Source organism: Bacteroides sp. 519 (assembly GCF_010500955.1).
GTDB lineage: Bacteria > Bacteroidota > Bacteroidia > Bacteroidales > Bacteroidaceae > Bacteroides.
Genome location: NZ_QVMJ01000030.1, coordinates 39,569 through 63,677, shown reverse-complemented (window position 1 = coordinate 63,677; position 24,109 = coordinate 39,569). Strand labels below are relative to the sequence as shown.

The following is a 24,109-nucleotide window of genomic DNA, read 5'->3' as shown; positions in this document are numbered from 1 at the left end:
TTATCGTTTATACTTCTTTTTATACAATTCCTCATTCAAAAACACAAATGGTAATAGTGTAAACAAAGTCCCAAAGAATAAGACTTCCTTTAACGGCCATCTATGAAAGAAACAATGATGATGGGGACATCTGGTTACATAATACCATAACAAAAAACCTAATGTAATCCCAATGGTTATACTTAACGCTACAATCCATTTTTTTGCTCTTGAACTAATCATTTTTTTCTTTGCAATGACCTTACTCTTTTTTTTCTTTTGCTGTCTTTTCATGACATCATTTTTTAGAGTTCTACGGCTGCAAGTTCGGCAAATGCCAGTTGATAATCCCTTTCGGCTGCAAGCGTCTGGTTTACGTTGTCGTAGTACAATCCCATTTCAACCATGTAATCAAGCAAGGATATTTCACCCGCATCAAGTGCTTTTTTCAACAGGATGGTATTATTTACGTTTGCCAGCGATTTACGATATTTGTCGGCAGTAGTTTTCAGTCCCATTGCTTTGGAATACTGTATTTGCAGTTGGCTGAAAAACTGTTGCTTGGTATCGGCTTCGCGGCTTTGGGCAGCAGCAACAGATGCCTTTGCCTGTTTCACCTGATTTTTATTCGACCATAGCGGTATGGATATACCAAGCGACACACCCTGATACCGTTGTCCGACTACTTTTTCACTCATGTATCCGGCGGTAAACTTAGGCAGGTTCATCGCTTTGCTTAGTGATACCTGTTTCTGGCTTACTTCGATTTCGTTACGCACGTATGCCAACACCGGGTTTTTATCTTCGGCTTGTACATACCAGTCGTTAAAGTTCAACGGAAGCTCACGGCTGCCGTAGTCTGCATCATTAAAGACTACGTCGATACCGCCGTTCAGCCTTTTCAACTGGGCAAGGAGTGCATCACGTTCTACTTCCATGCGCGATATTTCTCCTTGTATGGTAGAAAGGTTCAGGTTTACTTTGTTGTACTCCAAGATACTTACGTCGCCCCTGTCCATACGGTCTTTATAACCTTTGGCAATGGTTTCTGCATGTTCCAGACGCAAATAAAGTTCTTTAAGCAGGGAATTGTAATATATCAGTTCAATGCAGTATTGTTTTGCTTCGAGCAATATATTCATACGGTCGGCTTTGTACTGCCATTCCACAAGGTTGTTTCTACCGTTTGCTAACCGACTTTTCATTCCCGTAATGGTGGGAATGTCGAATGTCTGCGATACGCTAAAATCGGTACGATTACCTATATTTGAAGGGTTACCCCAGAGATAATTGAAGCCCACTTCCGGATCATCAAGGAAGATGCCCGTTTTGTTTTGCAGCTTATCCGCTTCAACTTGTTCGCGGAGGGCTTTCAGGGTTGTATTGTTCTCTTCTATCGAAGACAATACAGGGTTGATATTATTCTGCGCATTGAGCGTTATGCCTGCGAAGAGTACCAACATGGTTATTATGATTGTTCTCATTCTAATTCTAATTTAGTGTTGTTTACTTCAGGTTCCTCGTTGTCCAGAATTTCGGTTTCAACTACTTTCCTGTTTGTAATTAAGTACATGATAGGAATAATAAAGCCGTTGAGCAAAGTCGATGTGAGCAATCCGCCCAGGATAACCTTTGCCATCGGACTTTGTATTTCGTTACCCGGCAAATCACCACCCAATGCAAGCGGTATCAGTGCAAGACCGGAGGTTAATGCGGTCATCAAGATGGGGTTTAGACGGTCTAACGAGCCGGTCATTACCGCATCAAGTTTGCTATACCCCTCTGCCACAAGGTCGTTGTATCGTGAGATAAGCAACATACCGTTACGTGTAGCGATACCGAACAGGGAGATAAACCCGATAATAGCCGGTATGCTCAGAACGCCGTTAGTAAAGAAAATGGCAAACACTCCGCCGATAAGGGCAAGCGGCAGGTTAAGCAGGATAACAACGGACTGGTTTATGCTCTTAAACTGCGCAAACAGAAGCATGAAAATAGCAAGAATGGAGAAGATTGAGGTAATAAGCAGGGTGCGTGATGCTGCCTGTTCGCTCTCAAACTGTCCGCCGTACTCAATATGATAACCTTCGGGCAGTTCTATCTTTTCGTTTACGATGTCCTGAATGTCATTTACTACTCCGCGCAGGTCACGTCCGGCAACGTTAGCCGATATTACAATCTTACGGGCAACGTTTTCCCTATTGATGGTGTTGGGGCCTGTGGACGATGTTATTTCGGCTATATTACTCAATGGAATTTTACGTCCGTTGGCATCAACAATAAGGTTCTTTATCCTTTCGGCTGTTTCACGGCTATCGTCGTTTACTTTTAGGGTAAGGTCGAACGAGCGGTTTTCTTCGTACACCTGTGAAACGACTTCACCTGCGAGCATGACGTTTACAATCTTCGCAAAGTCGGGTAAGGTTATGCCGTATTTCGCCATTACTTCCCTTTTGGGTTCTATCTTCAACTGCGGACGTTCCACTTGTTGTTCTACGTTCAGATCGGCAATACCTTCAATGTCCTGAATGTTTGCTTTTATTTGGTTACCGATGGAGAACATTTTATTGAGGTCTGTTCCGAACAACTTGATAGCGATGTTGGCACGTGTACCGGATAACATAGCGTCGATACGGTGCGAAATGGGTGCGCCTATTTCTATATTCACTCCCGGCAACACTTTTATCTTTTCGCGTATTTCGGCAAGCACTTCATCTTTGGAACGTTTATCGAGGATGAACGGTGCTTCGATTTCCGATACGTTTACACCGAGTGCGTGTTCATCGAGTTCGGCACGTCCTGTTTTCCGTCCTACGGTTTGAACTTCGGGTATGGAAAGCAAGATATCTTCTGCTATACGCCCCATCTTGTCGGATTCTTCAAGCGATATACCGGGCATACTACTGATGCTTACGGTAAATGAACCCTCATTGAATGGCGGCAGGAAGCTACGACCTAATGAGAAGAAAATGATAACGGCAATCACTAAAACAACACCTGTTCCGCCAAGTACCCATTTCTTGTATTTGAGTGTCCATTTAAGGGCTACCTCGTAAACGATTTTCAGTTTCCTTACTATATACGGTTCACGTTCCGGTTTATCATCTTTTCGTGGTTTACCCAACAGGTAGCTACACAATACTGGAGTAAGGGTTAAGGCTACTACGGTAGAAGCTATCAATGCCATAATAAAGGCTACTCCTAACGGTGCAAGCATACGACCTTCCATTCCAGAAAGGAAGAACAAGGGAACGAAGCTGGCGATGATGATAAATGTGGAGTATAGAATTGGCATACGCACTTCTTTGGAAGCATCGAACACGACGTTGAGTACGGTTTTTTGCAGTTCCTTTGGTTTCTGCCTGTTCTCCCGCAATCGCTTGAACACATTTTCTACATCGACAATGGCATCATCCACAAGCGAGCCAATAGCAATAGCCATACCTCCGAGGCTCATGGTATTAATAGTAAGCCCCATGAATTTTAAGGAGAGTATTGCAAAGACTAATGACAACGGTATCGTTACAAGTGATATAATGGTTGTACGTGCGTTCATCAGGAAGATAACGAGAACGATAACCACGAAGATACCCCCTTCGTACAATGATTTCTGTACGTTATTGATGGAGTTGTCTATAAAACGTGCCTGACGAAAGATGTCGGTTGTTATCTTCACATCTGCCGGAAGCTGTTTCTGTAAATCGGCAAGCGAAGCGTCAAGTTTGTCTGTCAATTCGAGCGTACTTGTAGCCGGTTGCTTGGTAACAGTTATCAATACGGCAGCTTTGCCGTCGTTGGATGCCATACCCAGTTTAGGTGCTTTATCTCCTATTTTTACTTCAGCAATGTTTTCTATCAGGATAGGAACATTGTTTACTGTTTTGATAACAGCTTTTCCCAATGATGGTATTTTATTTGTTGAAAGCACGCCACGGATGATAAATTCGTTTCCGTATTCATACAATACACCACCTGCGGCGTTCTGGTTCATTTCGGTAACGACGTCGATTACTTCATTGAGTCCGATGTTGTAATGTTTCATCTTTCCGGGATCGAGCAATATCTGGTATTCCTTGATTTCACCACCGAGAACGGTTACCTGTGCCACTCCACCTGTTGATAATAAACGGGGGCGGATAGTCCAGTCAGATAATGTCCGCAAATCCTGTAATGAGGTTGAATCGGCGGTTACTCCGATAATCATAAGCTCACCCAGTATGGACGATTGCGGCCCCAACGTCGGATTACCAACGTTAGACGGCAACTGGTCATTGACAACGGCTAACTTTTCGGATACAATCTGACGGGCACGGTAGATGTCCGTTCCCCAGTTAAATTCTACCCATACGATAGAAAAGCCTGTGGTAGAGGATGAACGCACACGGCGTACATCAGTAGCACCGTTCAGGGCGGTTTCGACAGGGAAAGTAACGAGCCGTTCGACTTCTTCGGGAGCCATACCTCGTGCCTCTGTCATCACCACAACGGTGGGTGCATTGAGGTCGGGAAATACATCGACTTCCATATTGACGGCTGTATAGGTTCCTGCCAGCATAAGCAGCAGGGATGCCACTAAAACAACGACACGGTTGTTCAGCGAGAATTTTATTATCTTGTTCAACATACTGATTCGTGTTTTAATGGTTAGTGACTATGTCCTTCGGGCATTACTGAAGAAGTTGCTGCCAGTTTCACCTGATATACTCCTTTGGTAACTACTTTGGCTCCGCGTTGAAGACCTGAAAGGATCTGCACTCTTTCGCCGTTATTCTGTCCGAGGGTTACTTCCTGTTTCTTATATTCTTCGTCGCCTATTTGCAGATACACGAAGTTAAGTCCCTGTTCTTCGGTAATAGCAGAAACGGGAACGGATATTACATTATCCTGTAAGGTCGAAAGCAGATATACTTCGGTATATGCTCCGGGAATAATATCGCCCACGTTATCAAACTCGAATGTAACAGGAATATAGAAAGATTGGTCAGTGGATGCTTTACCGAAAGATAAAAGCCGGCCGTTAAGTTCCGAAAGTTTATATACCTGATTGTCATAGGCAGGCTTAAAGTTAGCACTACTGATGCTTTTAAGTATCTTGAAATTGTTCTCTGATACTTCGGCTCGTAGCTGCAAACGCCTATTCTGCGATACAGTTGCAATGGGCTGACCTACTGAAACGTATTCCCCCTGTGCAACAAGCCTGTTCTTAATATATCCGGCAATGGGAGCTGTAACGCTTACCCCGGTGGCTGTCATATTGCCTGCCTGTGCCTGATATACTGTTTTCGCTGTTTCATAACGCAAACGAGCCTGTTCAAAGTCCTTAGCGGAAATAATCTGGTCTTTTACCAATGATTCGGCACGTTGGAACTCTTTCTGTGCAGTTTCGTATTCAATCCGCGCTTTTACGGACGGATCGCCTTCCAACAGTTTCTTTGCTGAAATAGTTACAATGGATTGTCCGGCTTGTACGGCTGTACCGTCTGTTATGGACGGATTGGTGAAAGATACAATACCGTTGGAAGTAGCTGCAATAACAGCTTCATCACCCTGCGAGGCTTGTATCTGTCCACTGGTTTTAATGGAATTGTAGAAACTACCAAGAGCAACGGTTTCTGTCTTCAATCCAACAAGTTGCGCTTGCTGTTTGGTGAAAAGTATTTCATCCGAATGGCTGTCTTCCATTGCTTCTGCTCCGTGGTCATGTCCGTCGCCCTCGGAGTGCTTATGATCTTTCTCGTTAGCGTGGTCATGCCCATCGCCGTCAGTATGTTTATGTTCTTTATCGTTTGAATGGTCATGTCCATCACCTTCGGAGTGTTCATGCTCTTTCTCATTAGAATGGTCATGTCCATCACCATCAACATGCTCATGTTTATCACTTGATTTTTGATTGTTTTTTCCCTGACCGGAATTGCATCCGGTTAATAATATTGCGATAACAACGAATAATCCTATTATGTACGTTTTCATTTTATTTTTTAATTATTGGGGGAAGTAAAGCATATCCTGATATTTGCTTTGCTTCTCGTGAGAAATATTGATTTTTATGGGTTGATATGTATATACCAATACCCTATGCCTTGAACATATCCAAATGCACAAAGCAGCATGACTTACAGCCTGTAAGTCAAAACATCAGGAAATTATGGAAGGAGGGGCGCGTAAACCGTGAAATTGGTTTGCTTCTGCGGATTTATAGAATGAAATAAATTCTCCGTACTCAAAGTCGGAGGTTGATTCTCCCGAATCGTAGATTAAGAAATCCGCAGCTAAAAAGAATATCGGGAATAAATGTGTAAGATCATGGTTTTGACAAGAAGAAACCTTGCACTTAGTTTCATTTGTCGTTTTGGGTGAAGTATATTTAGATTCAGCAATACAAGATTGTTCATGGTCACTGTCATTAGGTAACTCACGATGGTCTGTATGTTCATCGTTTACCTGATTATCCTGTTCGCATATCTCCATAACAATACACACCAATCCCTCATGATGATGATGTGGTACTATTGCAAGTATCAGTAATACTAAACTTGACAATGCAACAAACGATATGGAAATAATTCGTTTCACTAAATCTTTTTTTACCTGTGCAAAGATAAAATAAAAAGTCATGCAACTAAGTTGCAATCTTATCACATTTTCCGCAATAGCCTTTAATTACGAAATTAACGCTCTCCAATTCCATATTTCCCGGTAGTTCTATTTGAGGAACAGGCACGTTTTCCAAACAAAATGCCTTTTTACAGTAGTTACAGTAAAAGTGTAAATGATAATCACCTTCACTACAACCGCAATCCTCCTGACAAACCGAATATTTAACCGAACCTGATCCGTCGTCAAATTTATGAATCAGCCCATTATCATTAAAGAGGTGAATTATACGAGAAATAGTCGATTTATCAATGCTCAATAATTTTTTCTCTAAGTCCCCTAAACTGAATGCTTCGGTGAACTTTAGCATTGTATCCCATACTAAAATCCGTGTAGATGTGGGCTTTATGCCTTTTCCTTCTAATAATTTTATGATAAAATCGTCCACGTATTTCAAAGATTATTTATGTTATTTATTCTATAACAAAAAGGATGTGTCAAATGATGCTGATTTTAAAATCACTGCACATCCTTTTTGCATATAATATCTTAATTATGATGGTTGCCCTTATTATGAGAGCCATCGGCACTTCCATTGTGATTGTGGCTCTTATCAGTACAGGTATTCACATCATGATTTTGTTCCCCATTGTGATTATGACTTGCATCAGTGCAAGTGTTCACATCATGGTTTTGTTCTCCATTGTGATTATGGCTTGTATCTGTACAAGTATTCACATCATGGTTTTGTCCGTTATTGTGATTATGGTTTGCATCAGTACAAGTATTCACATCGTGGTTTTGTGTGTTGTTATGATTGTGGCTTACATCCATGCAGGTATTGGAATCATGGTTATTTCCTCCATGTCCTGTGCCTGTGCCATTGTGATGGGTACCGTCATGTTTAATTCCTGAATGTTGGGAATTTGTACAAACCTGATGTGTTCCGTCTGCAAGTATATCGCAGTTTTCGTGATTTCCGGCAGCACACTGATTCAGCACGCTGCTTTTGTAGATATCGCCATTTGAAAAACCGAGTGTAGATGCACGAAGCTCCAAACTTTGATCTATATCTCCAAAGTTGCTATCATCATCCTGGCTACAAGAAACGAATGTGATAACCGATGCGAGAACCGCTAATGAATAAAATACTCTTTTCATATTCCTTTATTGTTAAAATGTTATATGTTAATATACCGCATAAGAGTAATTATACCCTACCAAAAAATAAAATAATTTTTAACTTGAACGGAGAAAGACACTTCTCATAATTTTACCACAAGATTATCTCCTATTTTTGTAGAGGGCTTTTTCTCAATATACTCCCGTAATGAAAAATCTTTTCTCAATGCTCTATCAGAAATAAAAAGTATTGAACCGCCATAAATATCGGACATAATATCATCCTTTTCAGCTATGATAACACTCTCTCCTAAATATACTTTCATATTCTCTGGACGGCGGATTCCATAAACAATGTATTGTTTTGAATTTTCTGATAACTCAATCCCACTCTTACACATATTTTCATAACCGACATAGCTGTTCAGAAAAGGCATTTCAAAGGATACAATAAATATCACGGTTAAAATCCCTATTGATATGCTGTTAATCGAACGAATTATATTCTTTCGGAAAATCAGAAAATATAAAGAAAGGAATCCAAATAGAGCAAGTGAAATTAATCCCCATATTATGGAAGTGTGAATTTCATTCAACCAAGAAAATGTAATATCATTTTTACTCAATAAAAACAACGGCAAAGCCATTATTGCTATGAGAGATAACGCTATCATAAAATATACAATCCATTTCTTATTCTTTAATCTCATCAATATAATAACTGACAGATAAGCCACAAAAGGAAATACAGGCAACATATAAATTTCAATCTTTGCACTTACAATAGATAAGACAAGAAATGACGTTAAAACAACAGTCAAAAACAATTTATCTATATCTGTTTTTATCAGCTTATTTTTAATCCCTAACAGGATAAGGGCAAAGAATAAAATTGACCAAGGAGCGAAGGAATACCAAAATACCTGAAAATAATAATAGAACGGCTCCTTATGATGGAATGAGCTAACAGCACGGTTGAATGTCTGATTAAAGAGTAAATCGTTCAAATAACTATTTCCCGCTTCAACCCACACTAAGCTGAACCAAACAGAACAAAGCAATAAGAGTATTCCCCAAGTTCTAAACCCTAAATATTTTCCACTATCCTTAATTTTCCCTTTTATAGTTAGAAATGTCAGTATAGAGACTACCGGAATAATTATTCCGATTGGCCCTTTACTGAATATTGCGAGGAAAATACAAAGAGGAAGCAAATACTTATCATATTTTCTCTCTCTGCCTGAATACATTCTATAAAAAACATATAATGCCAATGTTATAAACATAGACATTAACATATCCATTCTTAGAATAATGGCTCCACCCATAAATAGAGCGCTTGTGAACAATAATAGTTTTGCACTGGATTGATATTCGTTTGGAAGTTCAGCTCGTGTCCACCTGTCCATCGTAAACTGAATGACAAAAGCGGGTAGTAATGAGAATAGCGACAAGAACCATATTTGATGACTTCCGAATATCTTTTTTCCGAGCATTATAATCCAGAAATATAAAGGCGGTTTATCGGCATATATTTCACCATGATTATAAAATGAGAAAAAATTCCCTGTTTTTAAGGCATCATCAACTATATTCAAATATCTAAGTTCGTTTGCAGGCGTATAATCCCGGAGTAGGATTAATGGGAACATTAATGCAAAAACAAGAATATAGTAGATGTGGTCAATCGTAAATAATCGTTTTAATGTCATAGTTAATAATTAAGGATTAACACCTATTGATTTTCCATTGAATTAAACCACTCAATAAATGATTTTATTCCTTCCGGTAATACTGTTTTGGGCTTATAATGAATGTATCTGGTCAATTTGCTTATATCAGCATAGGTTTCCTTTACATCACCGGATTGAAAAGGGTACATTTCCAAATGAGCGTCTTTTTGCATTTCATATTCAATCGCTTCTATAAACTGGAGTAAATTAACTGGCTTTGAATTGCCGATATTAAAAATCTGATAGAAAGCGGAATCTGAATTTTTATCCGGAGTTTTATCCAAGAGTAAGACGATGCTTTTTATAACATCATCTATATAGGTGAAATCTCTAAGCATATCCCCATTATTAAAAACCTTGATTGTTCTGCCCTCCCGAATAGATCTTGCGAAAATCATCGGAGCCATATCAGGTCTTCCCCATGCTCCATATACAGTAAAAAGTCTTATTCCTGTGGAGGGCAAATTGAACAAATGACTATAAGAATGAGCCATCAGTTCATTACTTTTTTTTGTTGCAGCATAAAAACTGGCAGGATTATCAACTGTGGCAGATTCCTTAAAAGGAATTTTATTGTTCAATCCATAAACCGAAGAACTGGAAGCATATATAAGATGCTTGATATTATTATGCCTGCAACACTCTAAGATATTTACAAAGCCAAGAATGTTAGAGTTGATATAAGCATGGGGATTTTCTAAAGAATACCGAACCCCCGCTTGTGCTGCCAGATTGATAACATAATCAAATTGATACTTCTTAAAAAGAACACCTAATTGTATAAAGTCCGTAAGATCAATCTTTCCAAAATCATAATTGCAATAAAATGAACTATGGACTACTTCATTTTCTGTTATATCCTCTTTTCCTATTCCACATTCAGACAACCTGCCATATTTTAGGTTTACATCGTAATAGTCATTTATATTATCTATTCCCACAACGAAATTCTCTTTATTTTCAACCAATGCTTTTACCAAGTGAAATCCGATAAATCCTGCACTGCCTGTAACTAATATTTTCATTTAATCTCTTTTTTAGATTCATCCTCATTACAGTTTTTTATAATCAACCACACATTTCTGGAATATGTGATAAAACCAAAACTTTGACCAATAAGCAATACCGGATCTTCTCTGAATATTGCGTATGCAATAGTTATCAGAGAACCTATTATACTCAACAGCCAAAAGTTTAAGGGAAGGACAGATTCACCTCTCAATCTTGAATGCCACCATTGATAAACAAAGCGGAAAGTGAAAATTATCTGACCTGCGGAACCAAATAGAAGTAACCATAACGATATATTTGAAAATAACCTGTCAATGCTTACTTCATTGTTATATAGCACATAGCAAAGTGCGGCAGCAGGTATTAAGAGAATTACTGTTCTTATAGCTAAATGGATTTTTTTCCAGTTGTTTTTACTATTCAAATTCCATATATAGATATAATAGGAGAATAGTTGTCCGAGAATTATTACAAAATCTCCCCTTAGCCACCCATATATAGAAAATAATATAGAAGCTAATAAACTTAACTGCCAATAGATAGTCGGAGATACAACTTTTTTAGCCTTTTCCGATAAAATCCACTGAATAAGCATTCTGGCAGAAAATAACCCCTGTGCTAAAAAACCTAAAACAAAATACCAAATGTCGTTATTCACTTTTTGCTATGGCTTAATTAATACCTTCTTTTTCAATAGTATAGTTTATGTACCGTTTCTTCATCCATCGGAAAGCAAAGCAATCCATAAAAGGACTAACCAACCTGTTCCATAAATGAAATTTTGATTGACCTGCGGTACGTTCAAAATGCCTAACAGGAACCTGCTTTACCCTGCCATGTTGTAACTGAAGGAGAGCAGGTAGGAAACGGTGCATCCCCGTAAACATCGGAATGCGTTTAGCGTATTCGGTATGAATAATTTTTAGTGGACACCCCGTATCTTCTATGCCGTCATTAGTCATCATGCGGCGAAAACTATTGGCTATTTTCGACGATAGTTTTTTTCCTAAACTATCTTTGCGTCCTGTACGGATACCCATTACCATTTCATATTCATTTCTATATGGCAATAAAAGTTCAAAATCTTTAGGCGCTGTTTGTAAATCAGCATCTATATATCCGACAAATGACGACTGGGCTATATCTATCCCTGCTTTTATAGCTGCGCTTAATCCGCAATTTCGAGCAAAACTTATATAAAAAAGATGACGGTTTCGCTGACACACTTCCTGTATCAATGTTTTGCTTTGGTCTTTCGATCCATCATCAACGAATAGTATGCAGGTTTTTACTGATGAAGAACATACATATTCAGATAGTTCCTTTTCAAGTTTGTTTATATTTTCTTCTTCATTATAAACAGGAACTATTATGGTTAAATCATAATCTTTTGTAGAGTTCATATCATTTATATTTTAAAATTGCATTGAAAGCGATAAACCACCCTGCTGACCTGTGTAATAGGGGTAAAAAGCAAGATTTCGTTTGTTCTTTTTCTCCTGACCACCTTTAAATATTTTCTTTTCAACAGTAGGATAGAGCCAATAGGCAAGTTTTGTACTTAATATGCCAAGCCCGGCACCGAATGCGACGTCGCCTACCCAGTGCTTATTATTGTATATGCGGAATGCTCCGGTTCCCGCAGCGATAGTATATCCCGCTATTCCATACCAGATTGAAACATCTTTATATTCTTGCCAAAGAAATTCAGCACCCATAAAAGCGATTGCCGTATGCCCTGACGGAAAAGAATTTTTTGCGGATTTATCTGGTCTTTCAACTCGTGCCGTATATTTTAAACCATTCACTGAAGCCGCCGTGAACAGGCTTGCCATTCCTAAAATAATCGTCCTGTCTTTGAAATTGTGTTTGCCTTTTATCCCGACTAAGTTTAAAGCATATACACTCGCCGCAGGTACATATTGCGTTATATCATCAATCTGAAACTTTTCAGGTTTGTGTGTTATTACTTCATGCCCTATGGCATAGTTTAATAGGCGATTTTTGGGCGCTAATGTTGCTTCTATTGTTCCGTACAACATCAGGGATGCAGGTATTATTAATTGTTTATATGAGAATTTATAGTCATTTACCTGAATACTATCGCTTTCAGAAAGCGTGTTATTATTTGTTTGGGTATAAGCATTTGGGAGTGAAACCGAAAGTAATAACACAATGGTACACAATGCTTTTGTCAATTTTAAAAACATCTTATTTATATTATTTTTTTGGGATTGTTCGGAAAATTAGATATAGCGGTGGCTTAGTATCTACCGGAAGATAGATTACAAGCACAAAGGATAAAGACTATAATTTAGTCTTTCTGTTATGAAAAGGTGAAAGGAGGTGCCCGCAAACCATGAAATTGATTTGCTGCTGCGGATTTATAGCTTAGTATATACTCACCGTAATCAGATTCGATAAATGAACTATCTAAACTATAATTAAATAAATTTCCAACAAGGAAAAAGATAGGAAATAAAACAGTATCATTTTGATTATCTGATACTTTTAGTTTTGTTTCATCAACAGATGTAGGAATGATGAATTTTGATTTAGCAATACAGGTTTCATCGTGATTTTGCTCACTATCCGTATCGCTGTGATGTGTATGTTCATCGTTTATTGCATTATCCAACTCACACAACTCGATAACAATGCAGGCTTTCCCACCATGATGATGATGTGGAATAACTGCAAAAACCAAAAATAGTATGGTTGAGAGTACAATAGCGGATATGGAACATTTATTTTTCAAACTTAATATCTTAACTGTGGTTAGATAATTTTATTATAGGCAATGTGTTTTAAAAAAGGGATTCAATAAAGAAATTGTTTCCCCTTTATTGAATCCCATCGTACATAAAGGTTATTAATGGTGTTTACCATCATGCGAACCGTGTGAATGACCATCTTTGTCATGTGTTCCATGATCGGTTCCATTGTGATGGGTGCCGTCATGGTTTTTCCCTGAATGGTCGGAATATGCGCAGGCTTCGTGAGTGCCATCGTTATAAATATCACAATTTTCATGATTTCCCGCTGAACATTGCTCTGCTACACTTGCTTGGTAAGCTGCAACATCATCAAATCCTAAAGCCGCAGCTCTGGCTTCAATATCTTGTTTTGCTGATGTCCCAAAATCTTCATGGTCGTCATTACTGCAAGCAACGAATGTTACTGCAAATAAAACTACTGCCAACGAATAAAATAACTTTTTCATTTGATCTACTAATTTACGAATTTGTACTTTGTTTTTTTCTGAAGCGCTTTCGTAATAGTAACCGCATAAAGCAGGGTTTACCCTACCATAAATCAAAAAATAATTTCAAGAAATACCGTTGGAGTAAATGGAGTTGCTTTTGTGAAGATATTTGTTGCAGTATTTTGACCGGAAATCTGATAGTTGTATTTTATATTCTTAGTACCAAACACATTCAATAGCGATACGCCTGCTTGCAGCCTTACTTTCTTTATTTGTGCCCTGTATGTAGCACCTATATCAAAGCGGCTGTATGGCTCATCGGAATAATCCGTATGTTCGTGTTCGGAGCCATGCTGTCCTTCCTCATTGCCTTGTCCATGTCCGTGCCCTCCAGTGGAAATATAAGAAAAGCCTGTACCATAAACATAACTCAACGAAAAATAGAAAGGATCGAATGCCCCGATACCTCCGACTTTTATTTCATGCGAAAGTTCGTTTTGCGGTTTACTAAGGCGGTTGATGGAATACGAGCCATATAAAGTATGATTTCTGATTAGCTTTTTGGCAAACAAGTCTGCTCCTAAAATCGTATTATCTATTTTATAGACTGTATTATCCAAAAAATACTGACTGTTTTTTGTAGTCTTATAATATCCTTCCATACTGACCAAGAAGCCGTTTTTACTGTATGCAATACCTGCGGTAGTGTGCATTGCCTTTGTAAAGGTACTGTCTGCCATAGTCCATACGGTTTGAAATCCCGATTCATCATATTGGTATGCGGTACGGGTAAGAAACTGATTGTATAGTCCCCACGAAGCAGTTGCAGTTAGTTCTTCCGATATTTTATATGTGCCGGATAAACGGGGCTGTACATAGACTTTTTTATTCAATGGCATATCCACCCGTACACCTGCACTTAAAGTCAAATTATCCAATAATATATTATCTGTAATATAGACTGTCGGCTTATCCAGTTCTCCGCATAGCTCGTTCAGACTTACCCTGTATTGTTGCCACTCCCCGCCAACTTGTACTTTGTTACGGCTTCCGATATTAAAGTCATGGTTAAGTCTTACCGAAAACTCCTGTACCTCATTATCCAGATGACTAACATCGTCTGTTGTCGGCTTTTTATCTCCCAGTATTGTGAGATTATCCAACAAAGAGGTAAGCCGTGAGAATGTAGCCACAACTTTTGTAGTTGAGCCGTTTTCCCATACCCGTTTATAAGAAGCCGCCCCACCATATTGCCTGTTCTTTTCAGAAGCATTGACATCATACTCGTTTGGTTGATTTACCGAGTATTTAAAGCGGTCATTAGCTCCATACAGGCTGATGTAATAGGAATCATCCTTAAATGCTTTTCCTGATAGCTTTAAATTGGCATCATTGAAATGGTAATCAGGCTTTATATATATGCTTGAATAAATCGTTTGTGGATTATTTTCACTATTGGATAAATCCACATTCTCATTGTTATACAGGTTATAGAAAGTCTGCCTGTAAGCAGCAGAGATATTCAATTTCTTTGTCAAGGGTACCGAAGCAAAAAGGTTCATTGTATAATTGCTGACAGTTGCTTTTACAGACGGAGCATTAAAATTACCGTCTATACCTGTTATCTCCGTAATGGCACCGATACGTCCGCCCTGATTGGAGCCGTACCCGCCTTTCAAGATGCGTATGTCTTTTACCATATAGGGATTGACCGAACCTATATGGTCGTTATAGTTCTTTATACCGAATAGCGTATATCCGTCGTATGTTATCTTGCTTTCACCCATATTACTGCCCCACACAATCAGGTCTTCCGATGGCTCGCCCGATGCTCTTACTCCGGGCATCATCCGCATAAGGTTAAATACGGAATTATCATTGCTTCCGGGAATATATTTTGAAATTTGATGATTGATGCGGATTTCGCCGGGACTATTGCCGGATTGGATAAGCATTGTGGCGGGAGCAGGACTGACGATTACTTCATCCATAGTAAAAACAGCAGATTGTAGCCGGATTTCGTTTAGTCCGGGAGAAAGAATAGTATCTTGTGCCTGATAGCCCAAATACTGCACTTGTACACGCTGATTTCCTTTTTTCTCGGTTTTGAAAGAAAAATAACCTGCTTCATCAGTTGAAACGGTCTTTTCGGGAGTAGTGATATAAGCGTAAGGTAAACCTTCTTCGCTATCTGCATCCCTTATTGTCCCTGAAAACGTATAGTACCGCTTAACTTCAACAACAGGCGGTTGCTCTATCTTTTCAGTATAGGAAGCGATAACATAAACTCCGTTTATATTTTCGTGGCGAAACGGTTTATCTTTCAGCAAAAAATCAAGTGCGCTTTGAGGATTATTAAATTTTCGATTGACCGTTACCTTATATTGGGAAAGGGCATTATCATCAAAAGAAATTTCTACGGGTAATCCCCGCAGAACATCGTTAAGGGGCTTGTCATTAACGACCAAATGCAGCTCTTGTGAAAAAGCTGCAATTGTGCCTGTAAGGGTTATTATAAGTATAACTATAAATTTCTTCAATTACTTTATCTTAAATTCTATTCCGAACGGTTTACCTACTATTTTAAGCACATCATTCGGATCTTTAGCTTTCGTAAAATTACCTGAATATGAATAATTCAGATTTGAATTAGGCAATACTTCAATATCATACTGTCTTTCAATCTCCTGAATTACATCTTGCAAAGGTACGCTAACAAAAACAAATTTACCATGTTTCCAATTAATAGATTCTTTCGCATCTTCGACATCATTAGTGGTAAGTTTGCCATTACTTAATAATGCCTGCATATTCGGGGTAAGTATTACTGATTCCGATTTATCCGAAACATTCACCTTTCCGGTAAGACAGGTTACCTTAAAATTTTCGGCACGGGAAAACACATTAAAACTTGTTCCCAGTACACTTACAGTGTATTGCCCGGAACGTACATCAAATGTGCTTCCTTTTTCAACTTCAAAATATGCTTCGCCTTTCAGTTCTACATCACGGGAAATAAACCACCAGAGAGGTTTATAGCCGATTTTACTTTCGGCATTCAAATCTACTTTAGAGCCGTCGGGTAAAACCACCGCCAGATGTGTACCTCTTTCAGCAACTTCATTTTTTGTATAGAAAAATGCTATGGAGGGTAGAATTATAGCTATTGCAGCAATAGATGCAGCCGCATAAAACCACAATGATCTTTTTCGGGGAGCCATTTCAATAACTTTGGGAGTTTCTTCCAATCCTTCAAAGACACTATCCCAAATATCTTCTTTGCTTTTACTCCATTTAGGGGTTATTTTAATATCATCCGTTTTCATATCTTCTTTAATTATAATAGTTCTGTCCTAAGAAATTGCAAAGCAGCGCTCATCCGTTTTTCGACAGCTTTTACGCTTATATCCAAACATTGGGCTATTTCACTATACTTTAGTTCATCATTCCGGCTCATCAGGAAAACAACCCTTTGTAATTCCGGCATCTTTTCTAATGCTTTAGCATAAGTAGATGCCAATTCTTCAAAGTTTAATTCATCTTCGGGCGACAAGGGACTATCAATCTGAATACTCATACTCACCTCATAATCTAAACGGGTAGAACTTTTTCGATAATTGCTTATAACCATATCGTTTGCTATCTTATAAAGCAATGGTTTTAAATTAAGGTTATCCAGTTGTTCCCGTTTCTCCCAAATCTTCATAAAGACATCCTGTGCCATATCCGATGCTGCATCCCTATCGCCACAGCGATAGAAGATAAAACTTCGAATCGTATCAAAATACTTATCGAATAATTGTTTGAACTCTGCTTTGCTTATCATCCAGTTGGACATTTTACTATTATACCGCATGAAGATATAAATACCCTACATGAAATTATAAAGATTTTTGGTAATCAACTTTCAACACACCCGAATCATATACTTTTGTCTTTATTATTTCCCACTTAGATTCCTTGTTTTGTTCAGGAAATAAAGATATGCCTTTGCCCAAAATTATGGGGAAGTAGCAAATTTGCATTTCGTCAATCAAATCTGCGGCGAGCAACATTGAAATTAATTCTCCGCCTCCAACTAACCAAATATCTTTACCTTCCTGATTGCGAAGTTCAGAAATCGTTTCAATAATATTCTCCGTGATAAAACGTACATTCTCCTTTGTATCCCATTCATGGTGGGATACAACATAAGCCATCTGTTCCGAATATGGCCAAATTACATCCATGTTCATAATTTCACGGTAAGTACGACCGCCCATAATAACCGTATCAACCGAAGCTGATAGATTTTTGCAACCGTAATCTGTCTTTTCACGATTTGGGCATCCGGTAAGCCATTCCAATCCGCCGCCTGGCTCTGCAATCCGTTGGTCAAGTGATGCAGCGATGTAAAGGATAATTTTTTTCATGCTACTGAATTTAATTGTTTATACCATTGCTCGCTGTATCTCAAAAAAGAAGCGTGGAACTCACACTGCTCCGATACGAGGTACTGGTATACCTTTGAAAGAAACAGGCAAGCCCACGCCATACTCTCGTATAGCATGAACATTGCGCTATCTGTCCCTTTCAGTTGAAAATTACCAGTTTTCGTATCGAGACGTTCAGCGAACGTTATGTTATATATAAACGGAATTAATCCGCTAAAATTCTATTTATCTGGTGCAAAGATACCAAATTAGTTTAAGGTATTAAAGTCTTTCCAGTTGAGATTGTTGGTGCAAGGTGCAAGTATCTATATATAGATAAACTTGCACCTTGCACTACGTCTAAAAGATTATTTTTCAAAACCTTTGGTGATTTCAAAAATTGTAGTAACTTTGAACCCAAGTTTTATGCAGACAAATTGGCGTCAATAGCAGCCAGAACTGCCAAGAAAATAAGGCAGAAAAGGATATTGCTCCAATTCGTACCACATAAACAAAAAAAGATTTTTAATCACTGAATATATGCGTTTTGCGGTCGCGGGTTCGAGTCCCGTCCGTTCCGCATAAAAGGGGTAAAAATCCTTTTTGGAGCTAAAATATTAAATACCAGCGAGTTAATGAGTTTCATCCCTAACTCGTACCCCATAGGGGTTATGATATGTTACAATGATTTGATATATAGGCTAATAACGGTTTTGGGTGGTGTACCCGTCCATACCGCCAATTAAATCCCAAAGAACTGTAATTCAGCGCTTTGGGATTTTTCTTTTCCCAAAAAACACTACATGATAATACTTGTTACCATTATCTGCTATTTCAGTATTCTTTTATTAATAGCCCGCATTACAGGTCGTAAAGGCGGTTCAAATGCCGCTTTCTTCAAGGCCAACAATAAATCACCCTGGTATTTGGTAGCCTTCGGAATGATAGGTGCCTCTATATCCGGTGTTACTTTTGTTTCTGTTCCAGGAATGGTGCGAAGCATGGATATGACCTATATGCAAACAGTTACCGGATTTTTTTTCGGTTATATTTTTGTAGCCCATGTACTGCTGCCATTATATTATAAGCTCAATTTAACAAGTATTTATACCTATTTGGGTAAAAGACTGGGTACACGCTCCTATCGCACAGGATCATTGTTTTTTCTACTTTCCCGAATGCTAGGTACGGCAGCCAAATTATACTTGGTTTGCCTCATTTTATACAATTATGTTTTTATCGATTTTAATATACCTTTCTGGGTTATAGCTACCGGAGCTGTTGCCCTTGTTTGGATATATACACAAAAAAATGGTATCAAAACCATTGTATGGACAGACACCCTACAAACAATGTGTATTGTTCTGGCTTTACTATTTATCATAATCTCTATCTCAAGCCGGTTGAATCTTAATTTCGGAGAAATGGTTCAAGCTATTCGCGATAATGAGCATTCACGTATTTTTGTTTTTGATAGTTGGATCTCTCGCCAAAATTTCTTTAAACAATTCATTAGTGGTATTTTTATTGTGATTGTGATGACTGGTTTAGATCAGGACATGATGCAAAAAAACCTTACTTGCCGTAACTTGAAAGATGCACAAAAAAACATGTATTGGTATGGTTTCGCCTTTATTCCTTTAAACTTTCTTTTTTTGTGCATGGGTATTTTATTACTAATTCTCGGAGAACAACCCGACATTAATCTACCACCGGTTAACGATGATATTTTACCAATGTTAGCCAGCGAAGGTCATTTGGGTCAAGCTGTTCTTGTACTCTTTACCATAGGTATTATTGCTGCTGCATTCAGTAACTCCGATTCGGCATTAACTTCAATGACTACCAGCTTCTGTGTAGATATACTGGAAACAGAAAAATATCCGGAAGAGATAGCCCGTAGAAAACGACAGAAAGTACATCTTTATATGTCTGTTATCCTAATCGTTTTCATCTGTTTTTTTCGTGCAGTAAACAACAATAGTATCATTGATGCTATTTATATTATTGCATCTTATACGTATGGCCCATTATTAGGTATGTTTGCCTTTGGCCTTTTTACAAAACGACAAACAAAAGACAAATGGGTACCATACATCGCCATAGCATCGCCCGTTATTTGTTATCTGGCCGACTGGGTGGTTCGCACTAATACATCTTATAAATTTGGCTATGAGATGCTTATGATAAACGGATTGCTTACCTTTGCCGGACTATACATTTTATCTTATAAACAACAAAATTCTTTAAACCATGGAAATTAAATCTGCTGAATTTGTCATTAGTAACACCGATTTAAGCAAATGTCCAACAGGAAACATGCCTGAATATGCATTTATCGGAAGATCAAACGTTGGGAAATCCAGTTTGATTAATATGCTTACCAACCGTAGAGGGCTTGCTATGACATCGGCTACTCCCGGAAAAACAATGCTTATCAATCATTTTTTGATAAATAATAACTGGTATCTGGTAGATTTACCTGGATATGGTTATGCCAAAAGAGGTCAGAAAGGACAGGAACAAATAAAACAAATCATTGAGAACTATATTCTTGAAAGGGAACAAATGACGAACCTGTTCCTACTTATTGATAGTAGACTAGAGCCCCAGAAAATTGATTTGGAATTTATGGAATGGCTTGGAGAGAATGGAATTCCTTTTTCAATTGTCTTCACTAAAGCCGATAAACTGAAGTCAGGTAAATTGCGTTCGCAAATAAATGCGTATCTTCATGCGCTAAAAGAACAATGGGAAGAATTACCACCTTACTTTGTATCTTCTGCTGAAGACAGAACAGGAAGAGATGAGATTCTAAAATACATTGAAGATATTAACAAAGAAATAAATTCATAATGAAAAGATATCAATTAATAGTATTGATTGCCTGTAGCTTATTATTAGTTACTGATGCTCAGGCACAGTCTTTAAAAGATTTGCTTGATAAGGTTACGAACTCCACCGAAACCACCCAAAGTAACAATACAACCATTGTTGGCGAATGGACTTACACAGGTTCGGCTATTGAATTTAAATCGGATAATCTTCTTAAAAAAGCCGGTGGTGCTATTGCTGCCACACAGCTAAAAACAAAACTAGATGAACAATTAGCAAGTTTCGGTGTTAAATCAGGGTTGGCTGGTTTTACTTTCAATGCGAATAATATATTTGCAGGAACAGTAAATAACCGTCCATTCAGAGGTACATATTCATACAACTCTGAAACGAAAAGTGCATCATTTATTTTTGCCGGCTTTTTCACATTGGATGCTCAGGTTAAAAATGCAAATAACAAAATGACTGTTTTATTTGATGCCGATAAATTGTTATTGTTGCTTAACTACTTTAGTCAACAGAGCAACAACGCTACATTAAAAGCCATTGCAACACTAGCCAATTCGTACGAAGGAATGATGGTAGGACTGGAGTTAAAGAAAAAATAACAGTACACTTTAGGCATACCTTAAAAAAAAGATTTACCTTTGTAAAGTATTAAACAAAAACCTAAAATGAAAAAAATATTGTTTTTAGTTGTGGTATTGACACTAGGTATCAATTACACATTTGCACAATCAGGACCAGAAATTAAATTTGAAACCACCACGCACGATTTTGGTACATTTTCAGAAAACGACCCTGTTGTTAGTTACGAATTTGTATTTACAAATATAGGAGATGCTCCATTGGTTATTCATCAAGCCATTGCTTCTTGTGGATGCACTGTACCCGACTACACCAAGGAACCAATCTTACCTGGCAAAAAAGGAACAATTAAAGTAACTTATAATGGTGCAGGTCGTTACCCTGGACATTTTAAAAAATCAATTACATTACGCACCAATTCAAAAACAGAAATGATGCGTTTGTATATCGAAGGTGATATGACTGCTAAAAAATAATTAGCTTTAAAACGAATAACAACATAAGGAGAATCTTTCGGATTCTCCTTTTTTTTTGCTTTCTTTGAGCCCAAATTGCAAATTAGACTGCATATACAATAAATATGCAGTAATATTCCTCATAAATAATCTTATTTGAAATAAAATTCAATATAATATGAGACACGAAGAAGAAAAATTCACTGGTCTACCGGAAAACGCATTCCGGGAACTCAAGCCAGGTGAAGTGTACAATCCATTAATGAGTCCTGATAAAAAATATTCCGAAGTTAACTTATGGTCCATACTTTGGGGGTTAGCAATGGCAGTATTATTTTCGGCTGCGGCAGCCTATCTGGGCTTAAAGGTAGGACAAGTTTTTGAAGCAGCTATACCTATTGCAATTATTGCTGTAGGAGTTTCGTCTGCTGCCAAACGTAAAAATGCCCTTGGCGAGAATGTGATTATTCAATCCATTGGTGCAAGTTCAGGAGTAATTGTAGCAGGTGCAATCTTTACACTCCCTGCACTATATATACTTCAAACCAAATATCCTAGCGAAATAACTGTAACCTTTACCCAAGTATTCATTAGCTCACTGTTAGGAGGTGTATTAGGAATTCTCTTCCTCATTCCTTTCCGCAAATATTTTGTGCAAGACATGCATGGAAAATATCCTTTCCCTGAGGCAACTGCTACAACACAAGTTCTTGTATCGGGTGCAAAAGGTGGAAACCAAGCTAAACCTTTATTATTAGCCGGGTTAGTAGGCGGTTTATATGATTTTATAGTTGCTACTTTTGGTTGGTGGAACGAAACTTTTACCACACGTGTTATTCCGGCTGGAGAAATGCTGGCAGAAAAAGCCAAACTGGTATTCAAAGTTAATACTGGTGCTGCTGTACTTGGTTTAGGATACATTGTAGGATTAAAATACGCTGCTATTATTTGTGCTGGTTCATTGGCTGTATGGTGGATTATTGTTCCGGGTATATCTCTTTTCTGGGGAGACGCCACACTCAATATGTGGAACCCTGCCATAACAACAGCAGTTGGTGATATGTCGCCCGAAGCTATCTTTAATAATTATGCAAAGAGTATAGGTATTGGTGGTATTGCCATGGCAGGTATTATTGGTATCATTAAATCATGGGGAATAATAAAAAGTGCTGTTGGTTTAGCTGCCAAAGAAATGGGAGGCAAATCATCTGCAATGACTAGTGTTAAACGTACTGAACGAGATTTATCCATGAAAATTATTGCGATAGGATCAATCATTACCTTAATACTTATCACATTATTCTTCTATTTCGATGTTATGCAAGGCAATATACTACATACAGCTGTTGCTATTTTGCTTGTAGCTATCATTGCATTTTTATTCACTACTGTAGCAGCCAATGCGATTGCAATTGTTGGAACCAATCCAGTTTCGGGAATGACTCTTATGACCTTAATCCTTGCCTCTGTTGTTATGGTTTCTGTAGGATTAAAAGGTACAAGCGGTATGGTTGCCGCACTGGTTATGGGAGGTGTAGTTTGTACAGCCCTATCAATGGCCGGTGGATTCATTACCGACTTAAAAATTGGTTATTGGCTTGGTACCACTCCTGCCAAACAGGAAGCATGGAAATTCCTTGGTACAGTTGTATCTGCAGCAACAGTAGGAGGTGTTATGATCATTCTTAATAAAACATATGGATTTGTAGGCGAGGATGCCCTTGTTGCGCCACAAGCTAATGCAATGGCAGCAGTTATCGAACCATTAATGAGTGGTGTAGGTGCTCCTTGGTTGTTGTATGGTATTGGTGCTATACTTGCTATCATCCTTACACTATTTAAAGTTCCGGCACTTGCTTTTGCATTAGGTATGTTCATTCCACTTGAACTGAATGTTCCTTTAGTTGTAGGTGGAGCTATTAACTGGTATGTAACAACTCGTAGCAAAGATCAGTCTATAAATATAATGCGAGGTGAAAAAGGCACACTGATTGCTTCCGGATTTATTGCTGGAGGTGCATTGATGGGTGTTGTTAGTGCAGGTTTACGCTTTGCCGGATTAGACCTGGTTAATAAAACATGGCTTGCTAACTCATGGTCGGAAGCTCTTGCATTGGTTGCATATACTCTGTTGATTGGGTACTTTATAAAAGCCAGCATGAAAACTAAATAAGT

Annotated in this window: 23 protein-coding genes; 5 read left to right on the top strand and 18 right to left on the bottom strand. The window is 38.3% G+C overall.

The window, feature by feature from the left end; genetic code table 11:
• From D0T85_RS18960 to D0T85_RS18875, 18 genes are all read right to left on the bottom strand, one after another.
• Window positions 1-273, bottom strand: a complete 273-nt coding sequence (locus D0T85_RS18960) for a hypothetical protein (protein WP_129733343.1) — start codon at window positions 271-273, stop codon at window positions 1-3.
• Window positions 274-284: 11 nt separating this feature from the next.
• Entirely contained in the window at window positions 285-1,463 is a 1,179-nt protein-coding gene (locus tag D0T85_RS18955; protein WP_129733344.1) for a TolC family protein, read from the bottom strand.
• Window positions 1,460-4,603, bottom strand: coding sequence for an efflux RND transporter permease subunit (locus D0T85_RS18950; RefSeq protein ID WP_163176181.1), 3,144 nt, complete (start codon window positions 4,601-4,603; stop codon window positions 1,460-1,462). Before D0T85_RS18950 ends, D0T85_RS18955 begins: the two co-directional genes overlap by 4 nt.
• Before the next feature lie 20 nt (window positions 4,604-4,623).
• Window positions 4,624-5,949: an efflux RND transporter periplasmic adaptor subunit gene (locus tag D0T85_RS18945; RefSeq protein ID WP_129733346.1), complete on the bottom strand. Its 1,326-nt coding sequence runs from the start codon at window positions 5,947-5,949 to the stop codon at window positions 4,624-4,626.
• A 165-nt stretch (window positions 5,950-6,114) separates the two neighbouring features.
• Window positions 6,115-6,552, bottom strand: a complete 438-nt coding sequence (locus tag D0T85_RS18940) for a DUF6769 family protein (protein WP_129733347.1) — start codon at window positions 6,550-6,552, stop codon at window positions 6,115-6,117.
• Between the two features lie 46 nt (window positions 6,553-6,598).
• Window positions 6,599-7,021, bottom strand: coding sequence for a Fur family transcriptional regulator (locus D0T85_RS18935; RefSeq protein ID WP_129733348.1), 423 nt, complete (start codon window positions 7,019-7,021; stop codon window positions 6,599-6,601).
• Window positions 7,022-7,122: 101 nt separating this feature from the next.
• Window positions 7,123-7,734, bottom strand: coding sequence for a hypothetical protein (locus tag D0T85_RS18930; RefSeq protein ID WP_129733349.1), 612 nt, complete (start codon window positions 7,732-7,734; stop codon window positions 7,123-7,125).
• A 104-nt stretch (window positions 7,735-7,838) separates the two neighbouring features.
• Window positions 7,839-9,407, bottom strand: a complete 1,569-nt coding sequence (locus tag D0T85_RS18925) for a glycosyltransferase family 39 protein (protein ID WP_129733350.1) — start codon at window positions 9,405-9,407, stop codon at window positions 7,839-7,841.
• 23 nt (window positions 9,408-9,430) lie between these two features.
• The gene (locus D0T85_RS18920; RefSeq protein WP_129733351.1) at window positions 9,431-10,453 is read right to left on the bottom strand and encodes an NAD-dependent epimerase/dehydratase family protein; all 1,023 of its coding nucleotides are present in this window, start codon (window positions 10,451-10,453) and stop codon (window positions 9,431-9,433) included.
• Entirely contained in the window at window positions 10,450-11,034 is a 585-nt protein-coding gene (locus tag D0T85_RS18915; RefSeq protein WP_203558323.1) for a lipid-A-disaccharide synthase N-terminal domain-containing protein, read from the bottom strand. The genes D0T85_RS18920 and D0T85_RS18915 overlap by 4 nt, the downstream gene beginning before the upstream one ends.
• A 76-nt stretch (window positions 11,035-11,110) precedes the next feature.
• Window positions 11,111-11,842 (bottom strand): glycosyltransferase family 2 protein, encoded by a 732-nt coding sequence (locus D0T85_RS18910; protein ID WP_129733353.1) that lies wholly within the window; start codon window positions 11,840-11,842, stop codon window positions 11,111-11,113.
• Window positions 11,843-11,854: 12 nt separating this feature from the next.
• Window positions 11,855-12,649 carry a phosphatase PAP2 family protein gene (locus tag D0T85_RS18905; RefSeq protein WP_129733354.1) on the bottom strand — a complete coding sequence of 265 codons (795 nt, stop codon included), beginning with the start codon at window positions 12,647-12,649 and terminating at the stop codon, window positions 11,855-11,857.
• A gap of 116 nt (window positions 12,650-12,765) precedes the next feature.
• Complete coding sequence (locus tag D0T85_RS18900) at window positions 12,766-13,197, bottom strand: DUF6769 family protein (protein WP_129733355.1); 432 nt, start codon at window positions 13,195-13,197, stop codon at window positions 12,766-12,768.
• 114 nt (window positions 13,198-13,311) lie between these two features.
• Window positions 13,312-13,662 carry a hypothetical protein gene (locus D0T85_RS18895; RefSeq protein ID WP_129733356.1) on the bottom strand — a complete coding sequence of 117 codons (351 nt, stop codon included), beginning with the start codon at window positions 13,660-13,662 and terminating at the stop codon, window positions 13,312-13,314.
• 92 nt (window positions 13,663-13,754) lie between these two features.
• On the bottom strand, window positions 13,755-16,184 hold the full coding sequence (locus D0T85_RS18890) for a carboxypeptidase-like regulatory domain-containing protein (protein WP_129733357.1): 2,430 nt from the start codon (window positions 16,182-16,184) through the stop codon (window positions 13,755-13,757).
• Entirely contained in the window at window positions 16,185-16,970 is a 786-nt protein-coding gene (locus D0T85_RS18885) for a FecR family protein (protein WP_129733358.1), read from the bottom strand.
• Between the two features lie 11 nt (window positions 16,971-16,981).
• Window positions 16,982-17,470, bottom strand: coding sequence for an RNA polymerase sigma factor (locus tag D0T85_RS18880; RefSeq protein ID WP_129733359.1), 489 nt, complete (start codon window positions 17,468-17,470; stop codon window positions 16,982-16,984).
• A gap of 55 nt (window positions 17,471-17,525) precedes the next feature.
• Window positions 17,526-18,056: a dihydrofolate reductase family protein gene (locus tag D0T85_RS18875; RefSeq protein WP_129733360.1), complete on the bottom strand. Its 531-nt coding sequence runs from the start codon at window positions 18,054-18,056 to the stop codon at window positions 17,526-17,528.
• An 803-nt stretch (window positions 18,057-18,859) separates the two neighbouring features.
• Between D0T85_RS18875 and D0T85_RS18870 the strand changes: the two genes are divergently transcribed.
• From D0T85_RS18870 to D0T85_RS18850, 5 genes are all read left to right on the top strand, one after another.
• Window positions 18,860-20,320: a sodium:solute symporter gene (locus D0T85_RS18870; RefSeq protein WP_163215084.1), complete on the top strand. Its 1,461-nt coding sequence runs from the start codon at window positions 18,860-18,862 to the stop codon at window positions 20,318-20,320.
• Window positions 20,310-20,912: a ribosome biogenesis GTP-binding protein YihA/YsxC gene (yihA, locus tag D0T85_RS18865; RefSeq protein WP_163215083.1), complete on the top strand. Its 603-nt coding sequence runs from the start codon at window positions 20,310-20,312 to the stop codon at window positions 20,910-20,912. Before D0T85_RS18870 ends, yihA begins: the two co-directional genes overlap by 11 nt.
• Complete coding sequence (locus tag D0T85_RS18860; RefSeq protein WP_163215082.1) at window positions 20,912-21,499, top strand: DUF4923 family protein; 588 nt, start codon at window positions 20,912-20,914, stop codon at window positions 21,497-21,499. Before yihA ends, D0T85_RS18860 begins: the two co-directional genes overlap by 1 nt.
• A gap of 66 nt (window positions 21,500-21,565) precedes the next feature.
• Complete coding sequence (locus D0T85_RS18855; RefSeq protein ID WP_163215081.1) at window positions 21,566-21,955, top strand: DUF1573 domain-containing protein; 390 nt, start codon at window positions 21,566-21,568, stop codon at window positions 21,953-21,955.
• A gap of 157 nt (window positions 21,956-22,112) precedes the next feature.
• Window positions 22,113-24,107: an OPT family oligopeptide transporter gene (locus D0T85_RS18850; RefSeq protein WP_163215080.1), complete on the top strand. Its 1,995-nt coding sequence runs from the start codon at window positions 22,113-22,115 to the stop codon at window positions 24,105-24,107.
• Window positions 24,108-24,109: the final 2 nt, after the last annotated feature.